This is a genomic window from Wenyingzhuangia sp. IMCC45574, from assembly GCF_054182685.1.
Genome location: NZ_CM135169.1, coordinates 202,055 through 229,020 on the forward strand (window position 1 = coordinate 202,055; position 26,966 = coordinate 229,020).

Here is a 26,966-nt window from a genome sequence, read left to right on the forward strand (position 1 = left end):
GACATCTTTTTTTGACTGATTTAGGAATAGAATACAACAGAATTGACATTGTATTGCTCTTTAATTTAAAGCAAAATGATTTTACAATGATTCATGAATCTCTGATTTTTAAAGGCTCTTAGTTTCCTATCTTTGCACAAAATATATTTTTATGCCAAAGCAGTTTTCAGATTTAGGGTTGTCTACTACAATAACTCAAACATTGTTAGATTTAGGAATTACGGAACCAACTGAGATTCAAAAACAAGCTATTCCGGTTATTTTAAATCAGAAGGATGATTTTGTAGGTTTGGCCAATACGGGTACTGGTAAAACGGCCGCTTTTGGTTTGCCTTTATTACAATTGGTAGATACTGCTAAAGAAGCTATTCAAGTCGTAATTTTATCGCCTACAAGAGAGTTGGGGAAACAAATATATACTAACTTAACCGAATTTAGTACTGCTATTTCAGACTTGTCAATTGCCGAAGTTTGTGGAGGTACTTCTGTAAAGCCACAAATAGAACAATTAGCAGAAACTACGCATGTCGTAGTTGCTACTCCAGGACGTTTGATAGATTTAATTCAGAGAGGAAAAGTAGACTTGTCTCAGGTAAACTATTTTGTGTTAGATGAAGCAGATGAAATGGTTTTGTCTTTAAAAGAAGGTTTGGATAAAATTGTAAAAGCAATGCCAAAGCAAAAACGAACGTTATTGTTTTCTGCTACTTTACCCGGATCTGTAAAGCAATTGGTGCAAAATTATTTATCCAAGCACGTAACTCAGGTAGGTACAGAAACTGCCAATACTGCACACAAAGATGTTTCTCATAATTATGTAGTGGTAGAACCTATAGAGAAATTAAATGTGTTGTTACATTTCTTAGCGAGTAAAGAAGGGCAGCAAGGAATTATTTTTTGTAAAACGAAAGCAGCAGTTAACAAGTTGGCTAAAAACTTAGCCATAAATAAAATCTCTTCGGGAGCTATTCACGGAAGTTTAACTCAGGGGATTAGAGATCGTATAATGGAACAATTTAGAGAAGGATATATCAATACACTTGTAGCTACAGATGTTGCTGCAAGGGGAATAGATATTAAAAATGTTTCGTACGTAGTACATTATCATTTACCAGATGCTATGGAAACTTATATCCATAGAAGTGGAAGAACGGCTAGGGCAGGAGCAAAAGGAATGTCTTTGGCAATTTTACAAGCGGATGAAATTGAAAAAATGGAATTCTTAGGAGAGGAGTATGATATTGATTTGCATACTTATGAAAAACCTACCGCAGTAAGTATTGAAGAGAATAATACCATATTGTGGGCTAAAAAAATATTTAAAACCAAGCCCAATAAAACGGTTTCAGAAGATGTAAAAGCTTCTATTAAGAATGTGTTCCATCATTTAACCAAAGAGGAATTGATAGATAAAATTTTAGCGAATTATATTCTAGAAAATAATAAAACAGATCTATTATCTAAAGAAAAGCTTGTAAAGAAGAAAAAGAAAAGATAGTATTTTTGTACTTAAAAAAAACACTCCCTTAAGAACTTCTTAAGGGAGTGTTTTGGTATTAATAGATGTTGCTTATCTACTTAGTAACTTTTTAGAAACCTTGTAAGTAGCAGCATATAAATATCCTTCTTGTTGTCTTTTTAAACTTTTAAATTCTTTTTTGTACCAGTTGGCATCTGTCGCTTTTTTTCTAAAGGCTTCATGGTGTAGGGTAAGACCCGCTGTTCCGTCTAAAACAGACTTAATTTCGTATATAGAAATACCGTAATGTTCTGCTTGTGCCAATATTTGGGAAAAACTTTCTTCCGAAAAATAAAGGGTACTATCGTCGTTGTCTATTGTAATGCTCTCTAGGTTATTAAAAACGTTTTGAGCTAAAAAATCTTCTTGTGTCATGGTTGTATTTCTTTAAGTAAAATGTTATTTAATTTTGTGGAGTAGTAGGGAAATATTCAGGAATCAATCCTTTTATTTTTTCTAATGTTTCACCAACAGATAAGTCACTCATACCACCAGATGCATTTGCGTGTCCTCCTCCATTAAAATGCTCAGCAGCTAAAATATTTACAGGGTTTTCTGCACCTTTAGAACGGAAAGAGATTTTCATAATACCATCTCTTTCGGTAAAAACAATTGCGGCTTTCATCCCTTTAATTGTTAGTATGGTGTTGGCCAAACTATCTGTATCTCCCTTTTTGTAATTATATTCGGCTAATTCTTCTTTAGATAAGGAAATGATACCCACTTGATGATCGTATAAAATTTCTAGTTTTTGACTCATGGCATATCCTTGTAAACGCAAACGACTTTCTGTATTGTTGTCGCTTAATTTTTCGTGAATTATATGGTGTTGCACACCAGCCGCTAGTAATTTTCCTAAAAGTTCATGGGTTCTTGGTTGTACAGAATTAAATCTAAAACTACCTGTATCTGTTAAAATACCTAAATATAAAGGAGTTCCAATTTGCGCATCTAGTAAATTTTCGTGACCAGACTGAAGTATCAATTCAATAATTAACTGAGATGTAGAACAAACAGAAGTTTCTGATACTGTAATAAAAGGAAAATCTTCAGGGTTTAAATGATGGTCTATCATTATTTTCTTGCAAGAACTGTCTTCTAATAAAGTTTGCATGTCAGGTCCTACTCGGTTGGTTGCGTTGTAGTCTAAGCAGAAAATTAAATCGGCATTGTGCATAGCCTTGGTTACTTCTTCTGGATTTTCTTCCATTAATAGAATAGAAGAGGTGTCTAACCAGTATAAAAAATCTGGAGCTTTGTCTGGATGACAAATAGTAGCTGTTTTTCCTAGTTTTTCTATAAAACGAAGTAATCCTAGAGAAGAACCAATAGAATCTCCATCTGCAGATTTGTGTGCTGTTATAACAATATGCGATGCTGTTTGAATTTCTGATTCAATTTGCTTGTATACATTCATAGCGTTGCCTCTTTATTTTTTAGTATTCCAGTTAATTTTTTTCCACTCTAATTGTTCTGCCTTAGAAAGGAATGTCCATGTAATAATTTGACTCGATTTATTCCCAGGTCCAATGGGAATTACTTTGGTGTCTGTAGCTCCTAATTCTTTTAAATAACTAACCATTCCTTTTTGATTGGAAGGTTTGTTGACCAATATGGAAAACCAAAAACAGTTTTTGGCAAATTTTTTACTTTCTTTTACATATCGCTGTAAAAACACAATTTCTCCACCTTCGTAAATAAGTTCGTTACTAACCTTGGTTTCTTTTGGGGCTTTCCCTTTTTTAAATAGATGGTTTTTAGCTTCTTCTTCCGAAGTATATAATGGAGGATTGCATATAGAAATATCTATTTTCTCATCTTTAGTAAGTATTCCGTAAAAAAAGTCTTTAGAATTATTTTGCAGTCTACAATCTATTTTACCTTTTAAGCTAGGGTTTTTACTCACAATGGATTGTGCAGATCTAATGGAATTTTCATCAATATCAGAACCTATAAAGTTCCAGTCATAGTCTGTAACCCCAATAATAGGGTATATACAAGCTGCACCTATACCTAGGTTGTAACAGGTAATTTTTTCTCCTGCAGGCAACGTTCCAAAATTACTACTCATTAAAACATCTGCCATGTAATGAATGTAGTCTGCTCTGTTGGGAATAGAGGGACAGATATTGTCGTCTGAAAAGTCCCAATTTTCTATTCCGTAGTAAAAATGTAAAAGGGTTTTGTTTAATGATTTTACCGCAGTAGGATTGGTAAAATCAATAGTATCCTCTCCTTTAATGTTGGGTTTTACGGCATTCAGTAAATCCGGATTCAGGTCTGTTAAAGCTTTTAGATCATATCGATCTTTATTTCTATTGCGAGAATGAATTTTATTTTTGGTGATTTTCTTTTTCTCTTTGGACATGCTATTTGCTTTGTTAGGAAAGGTGTGCAAATATACTACAAAGTGGGTGAGATCTTAATTTTAAATAATGGAGTTTGTTTTATTTGTAGGGTGTTGTGTTATAGTTAGCACTATTAGATTCTATAAAATAGTTCACTATAAAAGTCTAATTTTATAAAAGATTGGTATACTACAGTAAATAAATAATTAAGTTAAAAAGATATATTCAGCGTTTTTAGTAAAACAAGCAAAGCTTACAAACTAAAGAAAAGTTAATTATTTAAACCATATCATAAAAATGAAGAAACATCAAATTTTGTTTTTTTTAGTACTATTATTTGTACAAAGTTTTTCTGTTAGTGCGCAGGAAATCAGTAAACAAGCGAAGAAAAAGATTTCGAAATTAGAAAAATTAATTTCAAAGTCAGAAAAAAAAGGTTTTGATGCAACCAGAGAAAAAACCATTGTATGGTTTTCTAAAGAGTTTTTAAAAATTGCAAAATGGGATCAAAAAAATACTGCATTTATTCAAAATGCGTTTGAGAGATTTAAGCCCTTAAAAGGAGATAAAGCTAAAATGGCAAAAGAGCTCCCAGATTTTGAACGAAAAAAAGTCATTGAAATTTTAGACACAGGAATAGATAATCTTACCAAAGTAATGGATGGGTCTATTGTTAGAAGACCGGTATCCAAAGTAGATTGGAAAAATATCAAAGTAGAAAAAGATCAATTTGTAAGTAATGGGAAACCTGTTTTTTTATATGACTACTTCTCAAAATCTATGGGGAATCCTACTTATGATACCCGAATTTATAACGATCACTTGGGGAATATAGATCATGTAGGTGGGTTTACACCTAATTTGGTAAAAGAAGACGGAACTTTTGCACAATATACCTTAGATAAAGTTATCAATCATCCAGACACCAAGGTGGGGTATCTTTTGTTGTGGAATACAAATGTGCCTAAATGGATTAAAAAACAAGAACCAGAAGTAACAAAAGGTAGATGTACTTTTATTGGTTTTGATATTGATAACCCTTTAATGCGTGAAGTTTGGAGTGCTATAATGCAGAAAGCTGGTGAAGTAACTAAAGATAAAAAAACGGTACAGTTAGGGTATATTTTGGCGAACGAGCCTCATTGGTTTTCTGAACAAGGAAATTGGGCTTTTAAGCGTGGAGAAATGAATGAACTTTCATCGTACACCTTAAAAAAGTTTAATGAATGGTTAAGTAGAAAGTACAAAAACAATATAACCGAATTGAATAAAAACTGGAATACAAGTTTTAACTCATTTAAAGAAGTAACGTTTGTTTTCCCTTTAAGAAAAAACACCAAAGGAACGCCACTTAGATACGATTGGGATCGTTTTAATATGGATAGGGTAGTAGAGTGGTTTGCCTTTTTACAAAAAGAATTACACAAAACCAATCCTGGTGGAGATACGCATATAAAATTAATACCTCACTTTTTTTCAGATGACGAACGTTCACACGGAATTGATTTAGAGTCGTTAACAGAATTAACAACAATGATTGGTGATGATGCAAAAACGAGAGAAAGAGATATTCGTTATAACAGGACGGAATCGTGGGAAGAGAATTATTCTTACCACTGGGAAGAGTTGTGTGTTTCTTACGATTTTATGGAATCGGTTGCACCAGAAAAGATTCATGTTAATTCAGAAACGCACTTTTTATCTAGTGTTGCTTGGCGTAAATTAGATACTTCTCCAGAATACATAAGAAACAATTATTGGTTGGCAACCTTGTTTGGAATGGATGCTGGTCTGTCTTGGTTTTGGGCAAGAGATCCAGATGGTTCTCCAGAAGATAGATTTGAAAAGGATGTGTATTCAAAAGACGTAGCCTTACACAGATCTTTTGCAGCATCTGTAAATATGCAACCTCAAGTAGCAAATGAGCTTACTCAGGTAATGATGGATTTAAATAGTTTTTCAGAAGAAATAATGGCTTTACGTCGTCAAAGAAGACCTATAAGATTGTTCCATTCAGAAACATCTGCTATCAATAAAACAAATCATATGACCCAACAACACCATCTTTACGAGTCGTTGTTTTTTGAAGGATTTCCTGTAGGTTATGCTACAGAAAAAATTATAAAAAAGCAGGATGCTAAAAACTGGGATGTTGTTCTTGTTTACAAAACAGAGTATGTAACAGATTCGGAGTTTAATGAATTACAAAAATACTTAGACAATGGAGGAACTGTTATTGTAGATAATAAAAAGAGTTTGTCTATGAATGAGTATGGAGTTAAACGCTTAAAAGTGCTTGAAAGTAACAAGGGGAACTTACATGTTTTAAATACTGATAAACATGAGGATTTAAAAGAACTAGCATTAACGTTGGTTAAGGATAGTTTACCTCAAGTGGTTTTGTCTGAATCTAACGGATTGGCTCATAAAGGGTGTACTTGGAGAGTTGTTTCTAATGGTAAAGGAGGTTATATTATGACGATTGTGAATCTAGGTAAAAATAAAGCCAAATTAAATGTATCATTAAAAAACGGTACTAAGTTAAACTGTGTAAATATGCTTACCAGAGAATCTTTAGGGACGGATTTTGAATTGGATGTTCACGGTGTTTTATTACTAGAAATAGAGAAATAAATAATAAAGATACCTAGGCTTACTACTTAAAGTCTTGGTGTCTTTTTACAAATAAAAAAGCCAATTGGAATTTCCAATTGGCTTTTTTAATATATGTGATTGGTTTATTTTGTTAACCATTCTTTAGCGTTTACAAAAGCTTCTAACCAAGGAGAAACTTCGTCGTTTCTGTCGGTAGGATAGTTAGCCCAGTTCCATTGGAAGATAGAACGCTCAATGTGAGGCATCATTACCAAGTGTCGACCATCTTCAGAACTCATCATAGCTGTATTATAGCTAGATCCGTTAGGGTTTGCAGGATATCCTTCGTATCCGTACTTCGCAATTAAGTTGTATTGATCTTCTGAGTAAGGCAAGTTAAATTTACCTTCTCCATGAGAAATCCATACTCCTAAAGTACTACCAGATAAACTACTTAACATTACAGAGTTGTTTTCTTGAATGCTAACAGAAGTAAATCCAGATTCGTGTTTGTGTGAGTCGTTGTGTTCCATTACAGGCTTTTCAGCGTGCTCTGGGTTGATTAATCCTAATTCTATTAACAACTGACATCCGTTACAAATACCTAAAGATAAAGTGTCTTTACGAGCGTAGAAATTATCTAAAGCAGCTTTTGCTTTTGGGTTGTATAAGAAAGCACCTGCCCATCCTTTAGCAGAACCTAAAACGTCTGAGTTAGAGAATCCTCCAACAGCCGCTAAAAAGTTTACATCTTCTAAAGTTTCACGACCTGTAATTAAATCGGTCATGTGCACATCCTTTACATCAAAACCAGCTAAGTACAATGCGTTTGCCATTTCACGTTCAGAGTTAGATCCTTTTTCACGTAATACAGCAGCAACAGGTTTCTTTCCAGCTTCTATTTTAGGTAATTTACCTGTAAAGTTAGAAGGGAAGGTAAAGTCTAAAGCTTGGTTTTTATAATTATCAAATCTTTCAGTAGCTTTTGCTTCTCCAGATTGTTTTTTATCTAATAAGTAAGAAGTTTTAAACCAAGTATCACGTAACTCAGCAATGTTAAATACCTCTGTAGTATTTCCATTAACTAAAGTAACAACTTCTGTCTCTACAGTAGATCCAATGTTTGCAAACTTTAATCCAGCCTCTGTTAAAATAGCTTCAACTTCTGTAGGATTTACGGTTTGTACAATTACTCCTGCATTTTCTGCAAAAAGAGCCTTGGTTGTATCTGCTTCACCTAAAGCAGAAATATCAATATTGGCACCTAAATTAACATCAGCAAAACACATTTCTAAAATAGTAGTAATCAAACCACCCGCAGAAATATCGTGACCTGCAGTTAACAATCCTTTTTCTATTAATGATTGTACTGTGTTAAATGCAATTTTAAATGTAGCAGCATTTTTAATATCTGGAGTTTCAGCTCCAATTTTATTTACAGCTTGTGCAAAAGAAGATCCTCCTAATTTAAATGCATCAGAAGAAAAGTCTATATAATAAATAGCATTCCCATCTTTTTTAGAAAAAACTGGCTCTACTACTTTGTTAATATCGTTACAGTGACCTACACCAGAAATAATTACCGTACCAGGAGCAATTACATCTTTGTTAGGGTATTTTTGTTTCATAGATAATGAATCTTTTCCTGTAGGAATGTTAATTCCTAAGTCGATAGCAAAATCTGAAACCGCTTTTACAGCATTGTATAAACGAGCATCTTCTCCTTCGTTTTTACAAGGCCACATCCAGTTAGCAGATAAAGAAACAGATGTTAATTTATCTTGTAATGGAGCCCAAACTAAGTTGGTTAAACACTCTGCAATGGCATTACGAGAACCTGCTGCTTCATCAATAATAGCAGATACAGGTGCATGACCTATAGAAGTAGCAATTCCTTCTTTACCATTGTAATCTAAAGCCATTACAGCTACATCGTTTAACGGTAATTGTAAAGGACCAGCACATTGTTGTTTGGCAACTTTACCACCCACACAACGGTCTACTTTGTTTGTTAACCAATCTTTACAAGCAACTGCTTCTAACTGTAAAACAGTTTTTACGTTTGCTTGAATCTCATCATTACTATAAGTTACGTCATCGTACTTTCTAGCAATAGTAGTATCTTTTAAGATTGTTTTTGGAGAAGAACCAAACATATCATTCAAATCTAAATCCATAGGAGCTTTTCCTGTAGTAGCAGATTTAAAAGTAAAACGATTGTCGTTAGTTACATCACCAACAGTATGCATTGGAGAACGTTCACGCTCTGCAACTCTGTTTAAGTATTCAATATCTTTTTCGTTGATGACCAATCCCATTCTTTCTTGAGACTCGTTACCAATTAATTCTTTAGCAGATAAGGTAGGATCACCTACAGGTAATTTATCTGTATCAATTAAACCTCCAGTTTCTTCTACCAATTCTGACAAACAGTTTAAATGTCCACCTGCTCCGTGATCGTGAATAGATACAATAGGATTAATGTCACTCTCTACCATACCACGAATGGCATTGGCAGCACGTTTTTGCATTTCGGGATTAGAACGTTGAACAGCGTTTAATTCAATACCAGACTCCATAGCTCCAGTATCTGCAGAAGATACAGCAGCACCTCCCATACCAATACGGTAGTTATCTCCACCTAGAATTACAATTTTATCCCCTGCTTCAGGTTCAGCTTTTAAAGCTTGTTCTGCTTTACCGTAACCTACACCACCAGCTTGCATAATTACTTTATCAAACCCTAAAGTTCTTAAGTCATCAGCATCTTTACTAGCTTCTTCGTGTTCAAAAGTTAATAAAGAACCAGAAATTAAAGGTTGTCCAAATTTGTTTCCAAAATCAGAAGCACCGTTAGATGCTTTAATTAAAATGTCCATTGGAGTTTGGTACAACCAATTTCTTTCTTCTATGTTTTCCCAAGGTCTGTTTTCTTCTAATCTTGAGTAAGAAGTCATATAAACCGCAGTTCCTGCTAAAGGTAAAGAACCTTTACCACCAGCCAAACGGTCTCTAATTTCACCACCTGCTCCAGTTGCAGCTCCGTTAAATGGCTCTACAGTAGTAGGGAAGTTGTGTGTTTCTGCTTTTAAAGAAATAACAGATTCGTATTCTTTAGTTTCGTAAAAATCTGGTTTGTCTGCTGTTTTAGGAGCAAACTGTGTTGCTTTAGGTCCTTTTACAAAAGCAACATTGTCTTTGTAAGCAGATACAATTCCGTTAGGATTTTCGTTAGATGTTTTACGAATCATTTTAAATAAAGAAGATTCTTTTTCTTCTCCATCAATTACAAATGTTCCGTTAAATATTTTGTGACGACAGTGTTCTGAGTTGATTTGAGAAAAACCAAATACTTCAGAATCTGTTAATTTACGACCAATACGTTTAGCCATATCTTCTAAGTAAGCAATTTCATCATCACTTAAAGACAAACCTTCTTGGGCATCAAAAGCTTTAATATCTTCTATTTCTAGAATAGGCTGTGGTTCTACGTCTATAGTATAAGATTCCTGATTTAAACCTTCGTACATTTTTTGTAACATAGGGTCAATCTCTGCATCTTTAGAGTCTACTTGAGTGAACTCTTCAATTCTCTCAATTCCCTCAATACTCATGTTTTGAGTAATTTCAACAGCATTGGTACTCCAAGGAGTAATCATCTCTCTACGAGGTCCAATAAAATATCCGTCTAAGTTTTTAGTGTTGATTTGTTTTGCGTTTCCAAATAACCATTCTAATTTTTGAATGTTTTCTGTAGATTGCTCAGAAGTTTGTACTGCAAAAACAGTCGTGTTTTTTTGAAAGAATAAGATCATTATAAATGAAGTTTGTTCAAAATTTATTTAAAGCGCAAATTTAACAAAATCAAATTGTAAACAGCAGCTAGTATTAAGGAATTATTATCGAGTTATAAAACATCTTCTTTATGGATACGGAATTATGTTTTGATTGGTTAGAAATATCTTTAAAACTAAGTATATTCTAATTATTTTTGCGTTATGGAAGAATTTGAGAAACTGTTTGAAGAAGTAAGGGCGAGTATCCTTGCAGATACATTTGTAAAAATGACATTGAGTAAGCCTATTAGAAAAAATGATGGCTTAAGAAATGTATACATTAGATTGGTTACCATTCAGAATCAACAACAATTACAATTTACTTATAGGAATAAGACGAATGATGTTGTTAAAAACTTTACGTTAGAAGAAGCGTTGGAACAAGTAGGAGAATTACTGTTAACAACGTTTCGTTCGGGAGTTGTATTTACTTTACCAGATGATATTCAGGTATTTGTTTCTAAGAAGAAAGCAATTACTTTAAAGAAAGTAGCTCCAAGTTTTACCAACAAATTACCAGATACACACGATAGACCTAAAGAGAAAAGAGCAGCAAATAAGGATTATTTATTTCATTTAGGTGTTACGGATAAGGAAGGAAGTGTAATTCCTAAAATGGCAGATAAATACAGGCAAATTAATAAGTACTTAGAGATTATAGAAAGCTTAGTGAATGGGGTTAAATTACCTAAGAAGATTCAGATTGTAGACATGGGATCTGGTAAGGGGTACTTAACTTTTGCTTTGTACGATTATTTAAAGAATGAACGTAAGCGAGATGTTTCTGTAACAGGAATAGAACTAAGAGAAGGATTGGTTACGTATTGCAATGATGTGGCAAAAAAATGTGGTTTTGATGAATTGTCCTTCGAAAGCAAAATGATTCAGGATTACGAAAACAAAAAGATAGATATTTTAATAGCACTACATGCTTGTGATACAGCCACAGATGATGCCATTGCCAAAGGTATTGTATCTAATGCTAGTTTGGTTATATGTGCTCCTTGTTGTCATAAACAAGTTCGTCAGCAATTAAAGGGAGTAGAACAGGAGAGCCCTTTGTTAAAATATGGGATTTTTAAGGAACGTCAGTTCGAAATGATTACAGATACCATTAGAGCCTTAATTCTAGAAAAGAATCAATACAGTACCAAAGTATTTGAGTTTATTTCTAACGAGCATACACGTAAAAATGTAATGTTGGTAGGTTCTAAAAACAACAAAAAAGTGGATAAAAAAGGCATTGATGAAAAAATTAAAGATTTAAAAGATCAATACCATATAGATTACCATTATTTGGAAAAACAAGTATAATAAAAAAGCTCAGCATATGCTGAGCTTTTTTATTATACGCTTATTACTAGAGTTAATTCTTTAACACTTTAAGTGTAAATATTTTTCCGTTTTTATTCAATCTAATAAAGTAAATACCTGCTGGATTAGAAGATAATTTACTTAATGGATGAGACGGGGTGTTACTGTTTAGTTCTTTTGTTAAAATTGTTTGTCCAATACTGTTCAAAACTTCAAGATTATAAATTCCTTTTGCTGTTTCAGGAAATTTAAGTTCTATAGAATTGTCTTTTGTATAGGCTTGAAGACCTATTAGCTCCGGAAGCTGATTCGTACTTAAAGAACCAATACTAACGGTTCCTTTAAATCTATTGGATCCTCCGTGGTAAGCACCTGCCGTATTTCCTTTGGCTGAAATAAAATTCAGACTAGTTTCGTTTCCAGTAAAACTAAAACCTCCGTTGGTAGCTGTATAAGATCTCTTAATGGTAATATCTCCATTAGCAAAATTTTGACTTTCGATTGTTGCCTGAGTGGTTAATGTAGTTCCTAGACTGTAGTCTATTAAAATGTGTTCACTTAATTCAAAACTATTATCGGACTTGCTAATATACAAGGCATATTTACCACCCATTTGACCAGCTGTGGTGTCTGAAAATCCTATACCTAGGTACCCTGTAGTAGGGCTGTTCGTTATGGTTATGGTAAATTCTTGGGCTGTATTATCAAAGGTAATTGTACCTGTAAAAGGAGCACCGGTTAAAGGATAGGTTCCGTCTACAATAGCAAAAGAAGATAAAGAAGTTATGAATAGTAATAATAAAAGAGTAATTTTTTTCATAGGTAAATGGAATTAATTTATTGTCTTAATAATTGTGAAATTTCTTCATTCTCTTGCTCCATGGCATGAACAAAAGCGGTTTTGCCTGCTTTGTCTACCAACGTAACATCTGCATTGTATTTTAATAAGAGCATAACCATTTTGGCATCAGATCCGTTAACGGCCATAATTAAAGGTGTATGTTTATTATTATCTACGCTATTTACTTTTACCTTGTTTTTTAAAAGTAATTCGGCAATAGATAAGTTATTTTGATAAACAGCTGCGTGTAAAGCTGTTCCTAAATCGCATTTGTAGTTAACATTTGCTCCTAATTTTAATAACAATTCTGCTGCTTTGGGTTGATTTCTATAACAAGCCAATATAAGAGGTGTATGACCTCTATGATTAGGGGTGTTAATACTTTCTTTATCTTGTTCATATACTTTATGAATCGTTTTTAAATCTCCATGCCGAGCAGCATCGTAAATATCTATTTCTCCTGAAGAACAAGAGATGAATAAGGTAAAAAGACAAAAAGAAATTATTTTTTTAAATAGCATATAAAAGAAATAATCCAATAAATCTAGTCTATTTAAAATAGGAAAACTACAATTTATTGGATTAAAAAAAACATTTTTGTTAAGACTTATTCAATATAAGCTTCTGAAATGGTGTTTATTGTGTTGAACCAAAGTTGTTTATTGTGATTTTATAATAAGGTGTTTAATTCCGCTTTAAATATAGTAACCGCATTACCTGTAATTTCTACAGTTCCATCGACTAACTTTAGGGCTAAATCCCCAGTTCTTTCAGAAACTTGTTTGCAACTAAATTCGGTATTTCCAGTTTTTAAATTCCACAAAGGAACCAATCCACATTGCGCAGAACCAGTAACAGGATCTTCATCTATACCCGCTTCAGGTGCAAAACAGCGAACCACATAGTCTACCTTAGAAATATCTCCTATTGAAGTAATCATTAAATGACCTATATCATTTGCTATCATTTCTTTGTAAGAAGTAGGATTTCCGTTTAAAATTTCACTCTCAGAAGCTGCTATGGCTATTTTCCAATTGTTATCACATGCATATACTTCTAAAGGGCTAAACCCCATAATGTTTTTAAAGTTGTTTGGTGTGTCAATTTTAGAAACCGTATAACTAGGAAAACTCATCTGAATTCCAGACGGAGTTTTATGGATACTTAAATCACCTCCTTTGGCTTTAAAATGAATAGTTTCACTCTCTTTTTTTATTCCCGTTTCATATAGAATATGTGCACTTGCCAAAGTTGCATGTCCACATAACGGAATTTCTACAGTAGGAGTAAAAAAACGAATTTCATAAAGCTCTCCATTGCCATAAACAAAGGCTGTTTCAGACAAATTCATCTCCATAGCTATACTTTGCATTGTTTTTTCATCCAATCTTTTTTCTAGGATCATTACCCCAGCAGGGTTTCCTTTAAAAGCTTCGGTTGTAAATGCATCTACTTGATAGATAATGGAATTGTTCATTTGTTTGCTTTTTCAATTATAGAAGTTAAATGTAAGAATTATCAGTAGAATTAATAACGTAAAAGAACTTTTAGTGCATAAAAAAACGTTCTATGATAATAATCATTTTTTCCACTTTGCTATCCCAATAATTTTGCTCCTAACAAACAACACAACTAATATGGGAGTAATATACCTTTTAATCATCGTAAGCCTTTGCGTTGCTCTAATATTCCTAGGAATATTCTTTTGGGCCGTTAAAAAAGGACAATTCGAGGACGATGAAACCCCAGCTATGAGGATGCTTTTTAACGATTCTCTTAACAGTACGAAATCTAAAACAAAAACAATAATAGAATAACTAATTTATGGAAAAAGAGCAGTTTTATTACGACAATAAGATCGTAAAAAAGTTTATTTATGCTACAATGTTCTGGGGGCTGATAGGGATGACCGTAGGACTTTTATTAGCTTTTATGTTTATGTTTCCGGAGTTAACCAGTGGAATATCGTGGTTGAGCTTTGGAAGACTAAGACCTTTACATACCAATGCAGTAATTTTTGCCTTTGTGGGGAACGCAATTTATGCCGGGGTTTACTACTCTTTGCAGCGTTTGTTAAAAGCAAGAATGTTTAGTGATTTACTAAGCAACATAAACTTTTGGGGATGGCAGTTAATTATTATTGCTGCAGCAATTACGTTGCCGTTAGGTATTACTACAAGTAAAGAATATGCAGAGTTAGAATGGCCAATAGATATTGCCATTGCATTGGTTTGGGTAGTATTTGGTGTGAATATGATTGGTACTATTTTTAAAAGAAGAGAACGACATTTATACGTTGCGATTTGGTTCTATTTAGGAACATTTGTAACTGTAGCTGTGTTACATATCTTTAATAGTTTAGAATTACCTATTACGTTTACCAAAAGTTACTCGGTGTATGCAGGGGTACAAGATGCTTTGGTACAATGGTGGTATGGACACAATGCGGTAGCGTTTTTCTTAACGACACCTTTCTTAGGGTTAATGTATTACTTTGTGCCTAAGGCCGCTAATCGTCCTGTGTATTCATACAGATTGTCTATTGTACACTTCTGGTCGTTGATTTTTATCTATATCTGGGCAGGACCTCACCATTTACTATACACTTCTTTACCAGACTGGGCTCAGAATTTAGGAGTTGCTTTTTCTGTAATGTTAATTGCTCCATCTTGGGGAGGTATGATTAATGGATTGTTGACCTTAAGAGGTGCTTGGGATAAAGTAAGAACAGAACCAGTGTTAAAATTTATGGTAGTAGCCATTACAGGATATGGTATGGCAACTTTTGAAGGACCTATGTTATCGTTAAAGAACGTTAATGCAATTGCACACTTCTCAGACTGGATTATTGCACACGTACACGTAGGTGCTTTGGCTTGGAACGGATTTATGACTTACGGGATGATTTATTGGTTGGTTCCAGTATTATTTAAAACGAAATTACACTCAATAAAGTTAGCGAATGTACACTTCTGGTTAGGAACTCTAGGTATTTTAATTTATGCAATTCCAATGTATGTAGCAGGGTTTACCCAAGCTTCTATGTGGAAACAGTTCAATCCAGACGGAACCTTGGTATATGGTAACTTTTTAGAGACCGTAACACAAATTATACCAATGTATTGGATGCGTGCTGTTGGAGGAACCATGTATATAATAGGAGCGATTGTAATGTTGGTAAATATTACAGCAACTATTAGAAAAGGAGCTAAAGTAGAAGATTCTTTAGCAGAAGCAGCACCTTTAAAGACAATTAAGAAAGGAAGAATGTTAGGGGAAACTTGGCATCAGCACTTAGAGCGTAAGCCAGTTCAGTTAACCATTTTTGCGACTATTGCAATTTTAATAGGAGGTGTTGTACAGATTGTACCTACAATTATGGTAGAGTCTAACATTCCTACCATTAGTAGTGTAAAACCTTATACTCCGCTTGAATTGGAAGGTAGAGATTTATACATAAGAGAAGGTTGTGTTAGTTGTCACTCTCAAATGGTTCGTCCGTTCCGTTCAGAAGTAGAGCGTTATGGAGAGTACTCTAAAGCTGGAGAGTTTGTATACGATCATCCGTTTTTATGGGGGTCTAAGCGTACAGGACCAGACTTGCATAGAATTGGTATGAAATACAATGATAGTTGGCACTTTAATCATATGATTGATCCGCAAAGTACATCACCAGGGTCTATTATGCCTCCTTATCCGTGGTTGTTAAAAAACAAATTAGATACCAAACACACAGAAGATAAAATGCATGGAATGATTGCTTTAGGAGTTCCTTATACAGAGTATGAGATAGACAATGCCAAAAAGCATATGAAAACTCAAGCAGATGTTATTGCAGAGAATTTAAGACAGGATCCTTCATTTGTGGATAGCTACGAAAATGCTCAAAAAGAAGCAAAAGCCAAAGGAGAGGTTTTTGTACCAATTCAGGAAAGAGAAATAGTAGCGTTAATTGCTTATTTACAAAGACTAGGAACGGATATTAAGACCAATCATTAGTAGTAAGTACAGAGTAGTGAGTTGATTTGTTTTTCGTGTAATCGTTACAAATGCACAACTCAATGAATCAACAAAAAAAAGAGAATTATGTTAAAATTTATAAAAAATCACATGGCAACGATAGAGGGGGTTGAGATTTATCCAATCGTTTCTTTAACCATCTTCTTTGCCTTTTTTACCCTATTGTTTTTATGGGTGTTTAAAGCGAAAAAAGACTATTTAAAAAAAGTTAGCAATCTACCTTTTGAATAAAACAACACATTATGAATCAAAAAAATAAACAAATTATAGGCTTTGTTATCCTAAGTGTTATTGTAGGAGTCGTTATAGAGCTATTATTCCCATCTGGGTTTGGATACAAGTCATTATTGGCGTTAAAAATTACATTGTACTTATTGTTTATGGCCACTTTCTTTAGTGTAAAGTTCGTCATTACTAAAATGAACAATTTGTACTTGTCTTTATCGTCTGATGAAGAGAAAAAAGAGTTTGCGGAAAAACAAGCTGCCAACAGTATTGATTGGTCAGATTGGAATTCTATAGTAAAAGCTTTAACCAAGGTAAAACCTATAGAAGAAGAAGCAGAAATCAATATGAATCATGATTTTGATGGTATTGAAGAGTTAGATAACAATTTACCGCCATGGTGGTTGTATTTATTCTACATAACTATTGCTTTTGCGGTGGTGTATATGGTACGTTATCATGTGTTAGATGGTCAAGATCAGAAAGAAGAGTATTTAGTAGAGGTAAGATTGGCCAAGGAGCAAATTGCAGCTTACGAGGCTACTCAAGAAAAAGTTGATTTATCGGCTTTGGCTTCTGGAGGTAATGCAGAAGGGAAGAAATTGTTTAAGAAAAATTGTGCCGTATGTCATGGAGTAGATGGTGGAGGAAAAATAGGACCTAATCTAACCGATGAATACTGGATTTTAGGTGGAGGAGTAGAAAATATATACAATACCATTGCAGAGGGAGGTAGACCAGGTAAAGGGATGATTGCATGGAAGAATAGCTTCAACCCTCAGAAATTGCAGATGTTAACAGCATATGTGGCTAGTTTAAAAGGAACCACACCTGCTGAGCCTAAGGCTCCACAAGGAGATTTATATAAAGAAGAATAGTAATTAGTATTTGTAGTAGTTGTTTTAGTTATGGGAGAGGGTAACAGAGAGGTCTTTAGAGATTCTATTGCAACAATAGATGAACAAGGAAAACGTTCATGGATATACCCAAAAAAACCTTGGGGGAGGTTTTACAGATATAGAACATGGGTTAGTGTTTTTTTATTGGCTTTTTTGTTGTCAGCTCCCTTTATAAAAATCAATGGGAATCAGTTTTTCCTATTCAATGTAATAGAGAGAAAGTTTCACATTTTCGGATTTCCATTTTGGCCACAAGATTTCTATCTGTTGGTGCTTTCTATGTTAATTGGAGTGGTGTTTATTACGCTGTTTACGGTAATTTATGGACGTGTCTTTTGTGGATGGGTATGTCCTCAGACTATTTTTATGGAAATGGTGTTCCGCAAAATAGATTATTGGATTGAAGGTGATAGTGGAGCTCAGAAACGTTTGGCTAAACAACCGTGGAATGCGGATAAGATTAAAAAGAGAGTTTTAAAGCATGCACTATACATTGTAATTTCTTTTGTGATTTCTAACGTGTTCTTAGCTTATGTAATTGGGAGCGATCCATTGTTAAAGGTGATTAAAGAACCGGTATCTCAACATGTTGCAGGCTTTGTAAGTATTTGGATTTTTACGGGTGTCTTTTATTTTGTTTTTTCTTGGTTTAGAGAGCAGGTATGTATTATTGCTTGTCCTTATGGACGTTTACAAGGAGTCCTTTTAGATAACAAATCTATTATTGTTGCCTACGATTATTTAAGAGGTGAAGGGAAAAAAGGAAGAGCTAAGTTTAGAAAAAAAGAAAATAGGATAGAAGCGGGAAAAGGAGCATGCATTGATTGTAATCAGTGTGTAGATGTTTGCCCAACCGGAATTGATATTAGAAATGGTACACAGTTAGAATGTGTGAATTGTACTGCTTGTATAGATGTTTGTGATTTCATGATGGAAAAAACAAATCAGCCTAAAGGATTGATTCGTTATGCTTCTGAAGAAAATATAGAGAAAAACAAACCTTTTGAATTTACCATTCGTATAAAAGCGTATACCGGAATTTTAACAGTCTTGGTAATTGTTTTACTTGGTTTGTTAACCGTTAGAAGTTCGGTACAGGCTAATTTTTTTAGGGTGCCAGGTGAGTTGTTTCAAGTAAAAGAGAATGGGAGTATAAGTAATGTATATACTTACAAGCTGGTAAACAAAACTAGTGAAGATGTGGATTCATTGTCTTTTAGATTGTTGTCTCACGACAAAGGTGAAATACGATTGGTAGGAACAGACCATTTGTTGTTAAAAAAGCAAGAGATATTTGAAGGAACTGTATTTGTGGAAATTCCAGTTTCTAGTTTAGAAGAAGGAAAGGAAGCTATAGAGTTTGGTGTGTACGATAAAGATGGGAAGGAATTAACCACAACAAAAACACATTTTTTAAGTCCGAAGAATAATTGGTAAGATTAGTATTTAGAACAGAGTAGTTAGTGTTTAGAAAGCGTAACTACATGTAAATTTAAAACATAGAATTATGAAAATAAATTGGGGAACAGGAATCGTTTTATTTTTTGCAGCATTTATATCTTTTATCTTGTTTTTTGTTGTGAAAACATTTACTCAAAAACAATACGATTACGATTTGGTGAGTGAAGCGTATTATGAGGAAGAATTAAAGTTTCAAAATACAATAGATCATGCAAGCAATGCTAATAAGTTAGAGAATCAAGTAGTAATTACTGCTGGTAACAAATTATTGCAAATAGAAATTCCAAATGTTGATAAGGATGTGATAGAAGGGCAGATTCAATTTTATAGACCTTCTAATGATAAATTAGATTTTGTTAAAGCCATTGATTCTGAACAGAATACTTTTGTTTTTACTGCAGATGATTTGGTGACAGGTAGGTGGAATGTTACTGTAACTTGGAGTTACGCTAGCAATCCGTATGAAACGTATTATAAAAAAGAATCTATTTATTTCTAATGTTTGTATCTGCTTTTATTTTTGGTTTGCTAAGTAGTCTTCACTGTGTGGGTATGTGTGGACCTATTGCTTTTGCATTGCCTGTTCATAACGGAACAGCAGGGCAGAAGTGGTCTAAAATAATTGCGTATCACTTAGGTAGGTTAACTACTTATGCTATCATAGGTTTAGTGTTCGGTTTGTTTGGAAGAGCCTTTGTGTTGGCTGGCTTACAACAAACCTTATCTATAATAGCGGGTGTGTTTTTATTGATAGCAGCTATTTTTCAGAAAAAAATACTGAATAAACTGGAGAAAAACACTTCTTTTAAAGTGCTAGGTCTTTTTAAGAGTGGTTATCAGAAATTGGCTAAATCTAAATCAGTCTCAAACTTTTTTTTACTAGGCTTGTTAAACGGATTGCTACCTTGTGGTACACTCTACGTAGCTTTAATTGGTGCTGTAGCTCTGGGTACAGCTTGGCAAGGAAGTTTATACTTACTAATATTCGGTTTGGGAACTTTGCCTTTAATGTTGGTATTAATGGGAGCGAAGTTGTTAAGCTCAACCAAATTTAAAACAGCCTTTAATAGTGCAATTCCTGTGATGTTATTTGTACTAGGAGGACTATTTATTCTTAGAGGATTAGGCTTAGGTATTGCTTTTGTATCACCATCTAACTTAAGTTTAAGTGTGCAGCTGATACCTGTTGGGTGTCATTAAAGTAAACCTGTACTACACTAATAACTATTATTTGTTTACAGGGTAAAGTGGTTTCTATTTATTAGTAATGTCTTTTATTTCTTTCTCAAACAGGTTTTTATCATCAACCTTACCAAAAAAGCTTATCAAAGAATCTATTTTTTATTAATGAGAAAGATATTGCTAGTATATATTTCTCTTGTAATAATAGAAACTTCATGTTTGGCAAATATGTGCACATATAATTCTAGTGTATTTATTAATTATTTTGGTTTAGTTATAATAAAAATGAATGGTTATTAATAGTAGTAACTGTGTTTTTCAAACTTTTTTGTTATGAGGTTTTTAAATAGATGGTGTGCCTTTTGAAATGTTTTTGATAATTAGATTTTAATGATAAGAAAAAGACTCTCACTAAAATTAGTGAGAGTCTTTTTTACAAATGATAAAACTTAATAAGGTTCATAAATTAATGATCGTCTTCTGGGAAACCTGTTTTTCTGTGACCTTTAAGGACGTATGTTTCATCTAAACTTTCATCTGGAGTACTGCTTTCAAATTCCCATTTATATTCAATGATACTCGCATTAGCCCTTAATTCTTCAGGTACTTCGTAACTTGTGAATTTCACCAATCCTCCTAGTGTTTTAAGTTTTAAGTAAAAACTATCTACAGGATTTCCGCTTAAAGTAGTTTCTGCTTTGGATAGAATTTTACCATCTACTACATAGTTTTTTAAATAATACCTAGGAATTATAACTTCTTGATCTAAAGCAGTAGGCTCTTCTACTAGAATATCATTAATGTCTTTTTCTTGTTCATTTCCTTCAGTTATGGGTTCTCCAATTGCAAGAGTATTGTATTCTAGTTTATTATATTCCGTTTCGGTACTAACAAAGGATTCGGGTGAGCCTGTAAATGTAAATTTACTTTTTAATGGAAAGATATGATCTGTATCTTCCATCCAAACCTTGTTCTCTACATTTTCGGAAGTGTTATATATCATCATTTTCATATCGTGATCGTAACTAAATATTTTATTAGTTTCATCTTCATCAAATAGTTCCCAAAAGAAAGTACCTGAATAATTTAGTGTTTCACTATCCCAAACATCAATATCTTCATTACAAGATGTTAGAGAGATTGTTGTAAAGGCAATTAACGCCCAAACAGTGTTTTTATATCTATTGAATATTTTTTTCATACTTAAGAATTTAAATTATTGATATTGAAAAGTATAACCAAAACCATAAGGTTTTACAAGTGTTGTGAAAACTTTTGTAGTAGGATCATAAGTTAAATCAACACCAGTGACACTAAATATATAAGGTTGATTAATTTCAGAAATTACATCACCATCCATTAGGAAATACATTGGAAAAACACCTCCAAAAGCAAAGTCTGTTGCGTAGAAAACACTTGTTGTTCCCTCTACCAAAGTAATTGTTCCTGTTCTTGTTGGTCTATTAACATCTTCTATTTCTCCAGACACATCTGTACCAATGATTGTTGGGTCGTGAACTACTACGGTTTGTGTAACACTACCAGGAATACCGTCTGAATTTGTGGCTGAAAATGTTATTGAATAGATACCAACTGTTCCTGTGTCTACTGTTCCAGTTATAGTTACGGGAATCTCGGTTCCTCCTTCAGTAGCAACTGCGGTTGGTGTAAAGCTATCTCCAAGAGCCACAACTTTTAAAGGTTCAAATTCTATAGTTGGGAATTTGGTTACTCTTGATATTCCTTCAGTATCTAAATCTTGCTCACATGCAGTTAAAAAAAACAGTGCAAAGACAGGGATTATATATTTTATTATTTTTATCATGATTTTAAAATTTTAAGGTTATTTCCCTACTTTTTGATCCCACCATACTTTTACAAGTAAGTTCGCTTTCTGTGATGGAGCATTGGTGTTTCTATTTAAAATATCAGTTGGGTAAATAGGTGATGCAGGCAAATTACCATTAGTTTTATCTCTACCAACCACAGAAATTGTAAAGTCTCCTATAGGAAAGTTATTATTAGCAAATTGTCGATTAGCTTTTATATCAATTTCAGAAACAGCAGGGTATTTAGTTCTGTTACGATCTATAAAAGATTCTGTATGTTGATATTTAGCATTTGCTACCCATTTTTGCATCGCTATTTGCTTGATGTTGTCTTCCATTTTTATACCATCTACCCAAGCCGCATACCCTGTTGTGATAATGTCTGTTGTAGCGATTCCGTTTTGCATCAAAGAAGCAGTAACACCAGCATCATAGTATGTTTTAGCTTTTACCAAGTCATTTGCTCTAGCATATGCTTCTGCAATAAAGAAGTTTACTTCCCAAGCAGACATCACTATTAAATCTGTATCTCCTTCAAAAATTGGTTCACTATAGTCTTCATCTTCATCATTAGTACCATCACCATCAGAGTCTGTTTTGGAATCAAAATCTCCAAAGAAAGCACCTTCATGTCCAGTTGTAGGAGCAGTAAATAATGCATCTAATCTAGGATCAGAGTTTACGTTTAAATAATCAATAAAAGTTTTACAACCGATAACATTGGTGCTTAAGTAATTTGCACCTCCTTCTTGAAATTCACGCATAGGATGTCTTTTTTGCTCTTGAGTGTCATCCCAATATTCGCTTCCTATTATTTTAGCAGACTCTGTTAAAAAAGTAGCATTTTCAATAAAAGTGATTACAGCAGCATTGTCGTAACCAGGGGTCTCAGATTGTCTCATCATTAACTTTAATTTTAATGAGTTAGCAAACTGCTCCCACTTTGCCATATCTCCTCCAAATATAAAGTCAAATTTAGCCTCAATGGTAGATAATGTTGATACATCAGTAGTTAGTAAAGCATCTATTCTAGTTTCTAAATCCGCATAAATAGTTGCAGCATCATCAAATTTAGGAGAGAGTATGTCTTCATTACCTTTTAATGCTTCTGTGTAAGGAACATCACCCCATAGGTCAACTGTTACTTGCCATGTAAAAATAGATAAAGCTTCACTAATGTACTTATAAGCTGTCTCACCATTAGCCTCGGATAGTTTACTTATTCTTTTTGTGTCTGCTAATACACCAGAAGTGAATTCTACATAAGCATCCTCAAAGTTTGTTCTTTGTCCATCTTCATATTCACATAGAGATTTAAATTGAGATGCTGTGTATGACTGTGTCCAGTATTCTGACCAGAATCCACCACCAAACCCTAAATCCCATCCCATTAATGTATGTGCTAAGTTTACTTCAGCTGATGGTAAAAGAATTTTTGGTTGATCCGTATCTGCTAGTACGTTAGGATCTTGGTTTATATCTATGTAATCATCGCAACCTGTAGCGAAAATTAATAGAAAAACGGATGTTATTGTTAATATATGTTTTTTCATATTAAATGTTTTTATAATTGTATGTTAACTCCAAAAGTGTAAACCTCTTGTGTAGGATTTCCATTGTATTCTCCAAATTTGGCATCTATATTATTACCAAAAGTGCTTGTTTCTGGATCTATATATGGATTGGTTTTGTGTTTCCATAATAAAAAGTTATTACCTGTAATTGATAAGTTGATAGCTGAAACATTTATTTTATTACACACTTTTTTAGGTATACTATAAGCTAGGGTTACATTTCTTAATTTTAAGAAAGATTTATCTATAACAGCATAAGACTCTCCTTCTAAACCTCCTGTACTGTAAAATGTGTGTAGAGCAGTAGGATCAACAGGAGTGGAGTTTTCTGAGAAAGTACCATCGCTATTTTCTACTACTGAATTAGGTACTATAAAAGCATTACGGTCATTTAAAACACTTTCAGGAGAACTACCTGTCCAATGCATGTAATCTTTGGTACCAGAGTATATATAGCCACCGTATCTAAAATCTAAAGTACCTGTTAAGCTTAAACCTTTCCAAGTTATGGTATTGGTTAACCCCATACGGAATTTCTCTTGTACATCTCTACCAATTAATTGTTGATCTCCAGTTTGTTGTGGGTTACCAGTACCGTCAACAACTACACTTTCTACTCCGTTAAAGTCAACTGTTCTAGCTTGTGTAAATTTAAACTGCCCCATTGGCATTCCCTCAATAGCATAGATACCTCCAGTTCCAAAACCAGATAAGAATACTTCACCAACGTCTAACTTTTCGACTTTATTTTTATTTTTAGTGTAAGCCCAGTTTACATCCCATTTAAAGTCTTTAGTTTTTACTGGTACAAAATTTACATTTAATTCAACACCCTTATTTCTTACATCTCCAAGGTTAGACGTAACTTGTGTATAACCAGATGAAGGATCTATAGGCAATGTTGCAATTAAACCTTCGGTAAGTTTATTGTAGTATGAAAGTTCAAACCCAATTCTATTGTCAAAAAATCTGTTTTCTAAACCAATTTCAAATTCTTTTGTGATTTCAGGTTTTAAATCTAAGTTTCCAAGTTTGTCTGATACTGTATAAGAGTTGACTCCTCCTAAAGGAAATTTTAAATCATCTACCTCAGGGAATCCAGGATTTCCTGAGGTTCCAACAACATATCTGTTATATACATCATATACGTCAGCATCATTACCTGTGGAACCATAGGCTATTCTAAATTTAGAGAAGTTTAAAAAGTCTGGCTGAGCATCAATAGTATTTAAGAATTTACTTAAGATAAAACTTGTGGTTACACCACCGTATAAGAACGAATTGTTTTCAAGTGGAAGTGTAGAAGACCAGTCATTTCTAAGGGAAGCATTAACATATAAGTAGTCTTTAAAGCCTAAATCAGCACTTAAATAGGTTCCTACTAATCTTCGTTTTTCACTGTATTGGTCTGCCACAGCAGGAGTTAAAGTATTCCCTAAGTCGTAGAAACCTGGAACATCAATAGATGATATTTTTCCCTCTAGCCAATTGTAAGACCTTTCGTTAACATTAAGACCTACTAGAGCACCAAATGTAAAATCTTCTGAGAAATCTTTATTGTATCCTAACATTAAGTCGTGACTTAATTGTACTTTTTCTCTTTTAGTTTGTACGTATGCCCCTGGTGTTTCAGTACTCGAGCCATCGTTGTAAGAACCGTTAGAAAAAGCGATAATACCAGTAATTTCATCAGATGTAGAAGCTTCGTAGTCTCCAGAAAAACGATAAGTTAATTTTAAGTCATCTAATATTTTATAGTCAGCTTCTATTTTACCATAGAATTTGTACTTGTCTTGAGTTGCGCTATTGTTATCTAATATAAAGTAAGGATTTACACCATAAGGGGTAAAGTAATTATCTAAATTATTAAACTTGTTGTTGTAATCTTTTAAATCTACAATTGACAAATCATTAGCAATTTCTGCTAAAGATCTAACTAATGAAGTACCTTGACCAGAAGGAACAACTTTTACAGTTTCTCTACTAAAGTTAATGGCAGAACTTAATTTTAATTTGTCTGTTGTGTGAGATCCTTTAGTTGATAATGTATATCTTTTGTAAGAATCGCTGTCCGTAGGAACTACACCATCAACATTATTACTAGAAGCTGATAAATAATAGGTGTTTTTATCATTACCTCCTGCAATAGAAATAGAGTTTTTATAACTTTCACCATAATCGAAAAAGTCTCTTAAATTATTTTTTAAATATACGTATGGTTTAATTTGTTGGCTATTATCAACAACATTACCCCACACTCGGTTAACTCCATCGTAGGCAGCACCCCAGTTACCATTTTCGTCCAACGCACGATCTCCGCTCCAACCTTGTCCAAATTGCGTTTGTCTATCGGGTAAAAATCCAACTCTATTAATAGAAACAGAACTATTAAAGTTGACTTTCATTTTACCACTATGTCCTGACTTGGTTGTGATTAAGATTACTCCATTGGCAGCTCTAGATCCATATAAAGCTGTAGCTGCAGCACCCTTTAGAACGGTTAATTTCTCTATGTCATCAGGGTTGATAGCGTTAATTCCTGAACCATAGTCTACTTGTCCATTTAGACTGTCTCCTCCTGTACCATCAGTATCGCCTGCACGGTCTTGGGAGTTGGTAATAACAATACCGTCTACTATATACATTGGTTGGATATTGTTAAAAGAAGAAGCACCACGTATAATTACATTTTGAGTTCCACCAGGTGTTGGAGGTGCTGCTATGTCTAAACCTGCAACTTTACCTTGTAGTGCTGTTACCGGATTTATAGCTTGAGCTTTTTGAATTTCTTCTCCTTTAAATTCTGCAATAGAGTAACCCACAGCTCTTTTTCGTTTAGAAACTCCCATAGCAGTAATTACTACTTCGTCAAGAGATTCTATATCTTCCTCCATAATAATGTTCATGATAGATTCAGAATCCACTTTCTTTTCTACGGTTTTCATTCCTATATAGGTATATATAAGAATATCTCCTTCTTTTGCTTCAAGTACATAGTTACCATCAAAGTCAGTGAGAGTTGTGGAAGTCTGACCTTTAATAGTAATTGTTGCACCAGGAATAGGATCGGTACTGTCTTTTACGACCCCCATAATCTTCTTTTGTGCAAAGGAAAATTGCACAGCAAACACTACTAGGAGTAGTGTTAAAAATCTAATAGTTTTTAAGTTCATATTTTGGATGTTTAAATTAGGTTTCATGTTGATGATGATTCTTTTTGTGAATCTTTATTTTTAGGCAGTAAATACCTGATCCATAGTTTTTAAACTATAGAAATCGCTTGCTTTAAAATGAAGATTAGTTATATGTGCTTGTTAGAATCT

Annotated in this window: 21 protein-coding genes; 10 read left to right on the forward strand and 11 right to left on the reverse strand. The window is 33.6% G+C overall.

The window, feature by feature from the left end; genetic code table 11:
- Positions 1 to 151: 151 nt before the first annotated feature.
- The gene (locus ACXHHC_RS01025; RefSeq protein WP_458227792.1) at positions 152 to 1,498 is read left to right on the forward strand and encodes a DEAD/DEAH box helicase; all 1,347 of its coding nucleotides are present in this window, start codon (positions 152 to 154) and stop codon (positions 1,496 to 1,498) included.
- Between the two features lie 72 nt (positions 1,499 to 1,570).
- On the opposite strand, the gene ACXHHC_RS01030 is transcribed toward ACXHHC_RS01025, so the two are convergent.
- From ACXHHC_RS01030 to rlmF, 3 genes are read right to left on the reverse strand one after another with little or no spacing between them, the layout of a single operon-like run.
- A complete protein-coding gene (locus ACXHHC_RS01030; RefSeq protein WP_458227793.1) occupies positions 1,571 to 1,894 on the reverse strand; it encodes a hypothetical protein in 324 nt (107 codons plus the stop codon).
- Between the two features lie 28 nt (positions 1,895 to 1,922).
- The gene (locus ACXHHC_RS01035; RefSeq protein ID WP_458227794.1) at positions 1,923 to 2,936 is read right to left on the reverse strand and encodes a DHH family phosphoesterase; all 1,014 of its coding nucleotides are present in this window, start codon (positions 2,934 to 2,936) and stop codon (positions 1,923 to 1,925) included.
- A gap of 12 nt (positions 2,937 to 2,948) precedes the next feature.
- Positions 2,949 to 3,887 (reverse strand): 23S rRNA (adenine(1618)-N(6))-methyltransferase RlmF, encoded by a 939-nt coding sequence (gene rlmF, locus ACXHHC_RS01040; RefSeq protein WP_458227795.1) that lies wholly within the window; start codon positions 3,885 to 3,887, stop codon positions 2,949 to 2,951.
- Positions 3,888 to 4,164: 277 nt separating this feature from the next.
- Here rlmF and ACXHHC_RS01045 point away from each other — a divergent pair, with 277 nt between their 5' ends.
- Positions 4,165 to 6,501, forward strand: coding sequence for a hypothetical protein (locus ACXHHC_RS01045; protein WP_458227796.1), 2,337 nt, complete (start codon positions 4,165 to 4,167; stop codon positions 6,499 to 6,501).
- Positions 6,502 to 6,605: 104 nt separating this feature from the next.
- Here the strand turns inward: ACXHHC_RS01045 and purL are convergent, their stop codons facing one another.
- Positions 6,606 to 10,277 (reverse strand): phosphoribosylformylglycinamidine synthase, encoded by a 3,672-nt coding sequence (purL, locus tag ACXHHC_RS01050; protein WP_458227797.1) that lies wholly within the window; start codon positions 10,275 to 10,277, stop codon positions 6,606 to 6,608.
- A gap of 183 nt (positions 10,278 to 10,460) precedes the next feature.
- Between purL and ACXHHC_RS01055 the strand changes: the two genes are divergently transcribed.
- Positions 10,461 to 11,612, forward strand: coding sequence for a class I SAM-dependent methyltransferase (locus ACXHHC_RS01055; RefSeq protein WP_458227798.1), 1,152 nt, complete (start codon positions 10,461 to 10,463; stop codon positions 11,610 to 11,612).
- 52 nt (positions 11,613 to 11,664) lie between these two features.
- Here the strand turns inward: ACXHHC_RS01055 and ACXHHC_RS01060 are convergent, their stop codons facing one another.
- The 3 genes from ACXHHC_RS01060 to ACXHHC_RS01070 all read right to left on the reverse strand — a co-directional run bounded on the left by ACXHHC_RS01060 (position 11,665) and on the right by ACXHHC_RS01070 (position 13,930).
- Positions 11,665 to 12,432: a T9SS type A sorting domain-containing protein gene (locus ACXHHC_RS01060; RefSeq protein ID WP_458227799.1), complete on the reverse strand. Its 768-nt coding sequence runs from the start codon at positions 12,430 to 12,432 to the stop codon at positions 11,665 to 11,667.
- 17 nt (positions 12,433 to 12,449) lie between these two features.
- On the reverse strand, positions 12,450 to 12,974 hold the full coding sequence (locus tag ACXHHC_RS01065; RefSeq protein ID WP_458227800.1) for an ankyrin repeat domain-containing protein: 525 nt from the start codon (positions 12,972 to 12,974) through the stop codon (positions 12,450 to 12,452).
- A 149-nt stretch (positions 12,975 to 13,123) separates the two neighbouring features.
- On the reverse strand, positions 13,124 to 13,930 hold the full coding sequence (locus ACXHHC_RS01070) for a PhzF family phenazine biosynthesis protein (RefSeq protein WP_458227801.1): 807 nt from the start codon (positions 13,928 to 13,930) through the stop codon (positions 13,124 to 13,126).
- 160 nt (positions 13,931 to 14,090) lie between these two features.
- On the opposite strand from ACXHHC_RS01070, the gene ccoS reads away from it, so the two are divergent.
- The 7 genes from ccoS (at position 14,091) to ACXHHC_RS01105 (ending at position 20,258) form a co-directional block, all read left to right on the forward strand.
- Positions 14,091 to 14,270, forward strand: coding sequence for a cbb3-type cytochrome oxidase assembly protein CcoS (gene ccoS, locus ACXHHC_RS01075; protein ID WP_458227802.1), 180 nt, complete (start codon positions 14,091 to 14,093; stop codon positions 14,268 to 14,270).
- A gap of 7 nt (positions 14,271 to 14,277) precedes the next feature.
- Complete coding sequence (gene ccoN, locus ACXHHC_RS01080) at positions 14,278 to 16,452, forward strand: cytochrome-c oxidase, cbb3-type subunit I (protein WP_458227803.1); 2,175 nt, start codon at positions 14,278 to 14,280, stop codon at positions 16,450 to 16,452.
- 87 nt (positions 16,453 to 16,539) lie between these two features.
- Positions 16,540 to 16,704, forward strand: a complete 165-nt coding sequence (locus ACXHHC_RS01085; RefSeq protein WP_458227804.1) for a CcoQ/FixQ family Cbb3-type cytochrome c oxidase assembly chaperone — start codon at positions 16,540 to 16,542, stop codon at positions 16,702 to 16,704.
- Positions 16,705 to 16,715: 11 nt separating this feature from the next.
- A complete protein-coding gene (locus ACXHHC_RS01090; protein WP_458227805.1) occupies positions 16,716 to 17,576 on the forward strand; it encodes a cbb3-type cytochrome c oxidase N-terminal domain-containing protein in 861 nt (286 codons plus the stop codon).
- Between the two features lie 30 nt (positions 17,577 to 17,606).
- Positions 17,607 to 19,034: a cytochrome c oxidase accessory protein CcoG gene (ccoG, locus tag ACXHHC_RS01095; RefSeq protein WP_458227806.1), complete on the forward strand. Its 1,428-nt coding sequence runs from the start codon at positions 17,607 to 17,609 to the stop codon at positions 19,032 to 19,034.
- Between the two features lie 70 nt (positions 19,035 to 19,104).
- Complete coding sequence (locus tag ACXHHC_RS01100; RefSeq protein ID WP_458227807.1) at positions 19,105 to 19,557, forward strand: FixH family protein; 453 nt, start codon at positions 19,105 to 19,107, stop codon at positions 19,555 to 19,557.
- The gene (locus tag ACXHHC_RS01105) at positions 19,557 to 20,258 is read left to right on the forward strand and encodes a sulfite exporter TauE/SafE family protein (protein ID WP_458227808.1); all 702 of its coding nucleotides are present in this window, start codon (positions 19,557 to 19,559) and stop codon (positions 20,256 to 20,258) included. The genes ACXHHC_RS01100 and ACXHHC_RS01105 overlap by 1 nt, the downstream gene beginning before the upstream one ends.
- A 448-nt stretch (positions 20,259 to 20,706) precedes the next feature.
- Here the strand turns inward: ACXHHC_RS01105 and ACXHHC_RS01110 are convergent, their stop codons facing one another.
- Genes ACXHHC_RS01110 through ACXHHC_RS01125 form a run of 4 tightly spaced genes read right to left on the reverse strand, consistent with a single transcriptional unit; the run spans position 20,707 to position 26,843 of the window.
- On the reverse strand, positions 20,707 to 21,441 hold the full coding sequence (locus tag ACXHHC_RS01110) for a lipid-binding protein (RefSeq protein WP_458227809.1): 735 nt from the start codon (positions 21,439 to 21,441) through the stop codon (positions 20,707 to 20,709).
- A gap of 15 nt (positions 21,442 to 21,456) precedes the next feature.
- Positions 21,457 to 22,065: an immunoglobulin-like domain-containing protein gene (locus ACXHHC_RS01115; protein ID WP_458227810.1), complete on the reverse strand. Its 609-nt coding sequence runs from the start codon at positions 22,063 to 22,065 to the stop codon at positions 21,457 to 21,459.
- An 18-nt stretch (positions 22,066 to 22,083) separates the two neighbouring features.
- Entirely contained in the window at positions 22,084 to 23,622 is a 1,539-nt protein-coding gene (locus ACXHHC_RS01120; RefSeq protein WP_458227811.1) for a SusD/RagB family nutrient-binding outer membrane lipoprotein, read from the reverse strand.
- A gap of 11 nt (positions 23,623 to 23,633) precedes the next feature.
- A complete protein-coding gene (locus tag ACXHHC_RS01125) occupies positions 23,634 to 26,843 on the reverse strand; it encodes a SusC/RagA family TonB-linked outer membrane protein (RefSeq protein ID WP_458227812.1) in 3,210 nt (1,069 codons plus the stop codon).
- Between the last annotated feature and the right edge of the window lie 123 nt (positions 26,844 to 26,966).

Excerpts from the sequence above, each read along its gene's own strand:
- ccoN (WP_458227803.1), top strand. The coding sequence starts at position 14,278 with ATGGAAAAAGAGCAGTTTTATTACGACAATAAGATCGTAAAAAAGTTT.
- ACXHHC_RS01085 (WP_458227804.1), top strand. The coding sequence starts at position 16,540 with ATGTTAAAATTTATAAAAAATCACATGGCAACGATAGAGGGGGTTGAG.
- ACXHHC_RS01090 (WP_458227805.1), top strand. The coding sequence starts at position 16,716 with ATGAATCAAAAAAATAAACAAATTATAGGCTTTGTTATCCTAAGTGTT.
- ACXHHC_RS01110 (WP_458227809.1), bottom strand. The coding sequence starts at position 21,441 with ATGAAAAAAATATTCAATAGATATAAAAACACTGTTTGGGCGTTAATT.
- purL (WP_458227797.1), bottom strand. The coding sequence starts at position 10,277 with ATGATCTTATTCTTTCAAAAAAACACGACTGTTTTTGCAGTACAAACT.
- ACXHHC_RS01125 (WP_458227812.1), bottom strand. The coding sequence starts at position 26,843 with ATGAAACCTAATTTAAACATCCAAAATATGAACTTAAAAACTATTAGA.
- ACXHHC_RS01120 (WP_458227811.1), bottom strand. The coding sequence starts at position 23,622 with ATGAAAAAACATATATTAACAATAACATCCGTTTTTCTATTAATTTTC.
- ACXHHC_RS01035 (WP_458227794.1), bottom strand. The coding sequence starts at position 2,936 with ATGAATGTATACAAGCAAATTGAATCAGAAATTCAAACAGCATCGCAT.
- ACXHHC_RS01115 (WP_458227810.1), bottom strand. The coding sequence starts at position 22,065 with ATGATAAAAATAATAAAATATATAATCCCTGTCTTTGCACTGTTTTTT.
- ACXHHC_RS01045 (WP_458227796.1), top strand. The coding sequence starts at position 4,165 with ATGAAGAAACATCAAATTTTGTTTTTTTTAGTACTATTATTTGTACAA.
- ACXHHC_RS01055 (WP_458227798.1), top strand. The coding sequence starts at position 10,461 with ATGGAAGAATTTGAGAAACTGTTTGAAGAAGTAAGGGCGAGTATCCTT.
- ACXHHC_RS01100 (WP_458227807.1), top strand. The coding sequence starts at position 19,105 with ATGAAAATAAATTGGGGAACAGGAATCGTTTTATTTTTTGCAGCATTT.
- ACXHHC_RS01060 (WP_458227799.1), bottom strand. The coding sequence starts at position 12,432 with ATGAAAAAAATTACTCTTTTATTATTACTATTCATAACTTCTTTATCT.
- ccoG (WP_458227806.1), top strand. The coding sequence starts at position 17,607 with ATGGGAGAGGGTAACAGAGAGGTCTTTAGAGATTCTATTGCAACAATA.
- ACXHHC_RS01025 (WP_458227792.1), top strand. The coding sequence starts at position 152 with ATGCCAAAGCAGTTTTCAGATTTAGGGTTGTCTACTACAATAACTCAA.
- ACXHHC_RS01105 (WP_458227808.1), top strand. The coding sequence starts at position 19,557 with ATGTTTGTATCTGCTTTTATTTTTGGTTTGCTAAGTAGTCTTCACTGT.
- ccoS (WP_458227802.1), top strand. The coding sequence starts at position 14,091 with ATGGGAGTAATATACCTTTTAATCATCGTAAGCCTTTGCGTTGCTCTA.
- ACXHHC_RS01030 (WP_458227793.1), bottom strand. The coding sequence starts at position 1,894 with ATGACACAAGAAGATTTTTTAGCTCAAAACGTTTTTAATAACCTAGAG.
- ACXHHC_RS01070 (WP_458227801.1), bottom strand. The coding sequence starts at position 13,930 with ATGAACAATTCCATTATCTATCAAGTAGATGCATTTACAACCGAAGCT.
- rlmF (WP_458227795.1), bottom strand. The coding sequence starts at position 3,887 with ATGTCCAAAGAGAAAAAGAAAATCACCAAAAATAAAATTCATTCTCGC.
- ACXHHC_RS01065 (WP_458227800.1), bottom strand. The coding sequence starts at position 12,974 with ATGCTATTTAAAAAAATAATTTCTTTTTGTCTTTTTACCTTATTCATC.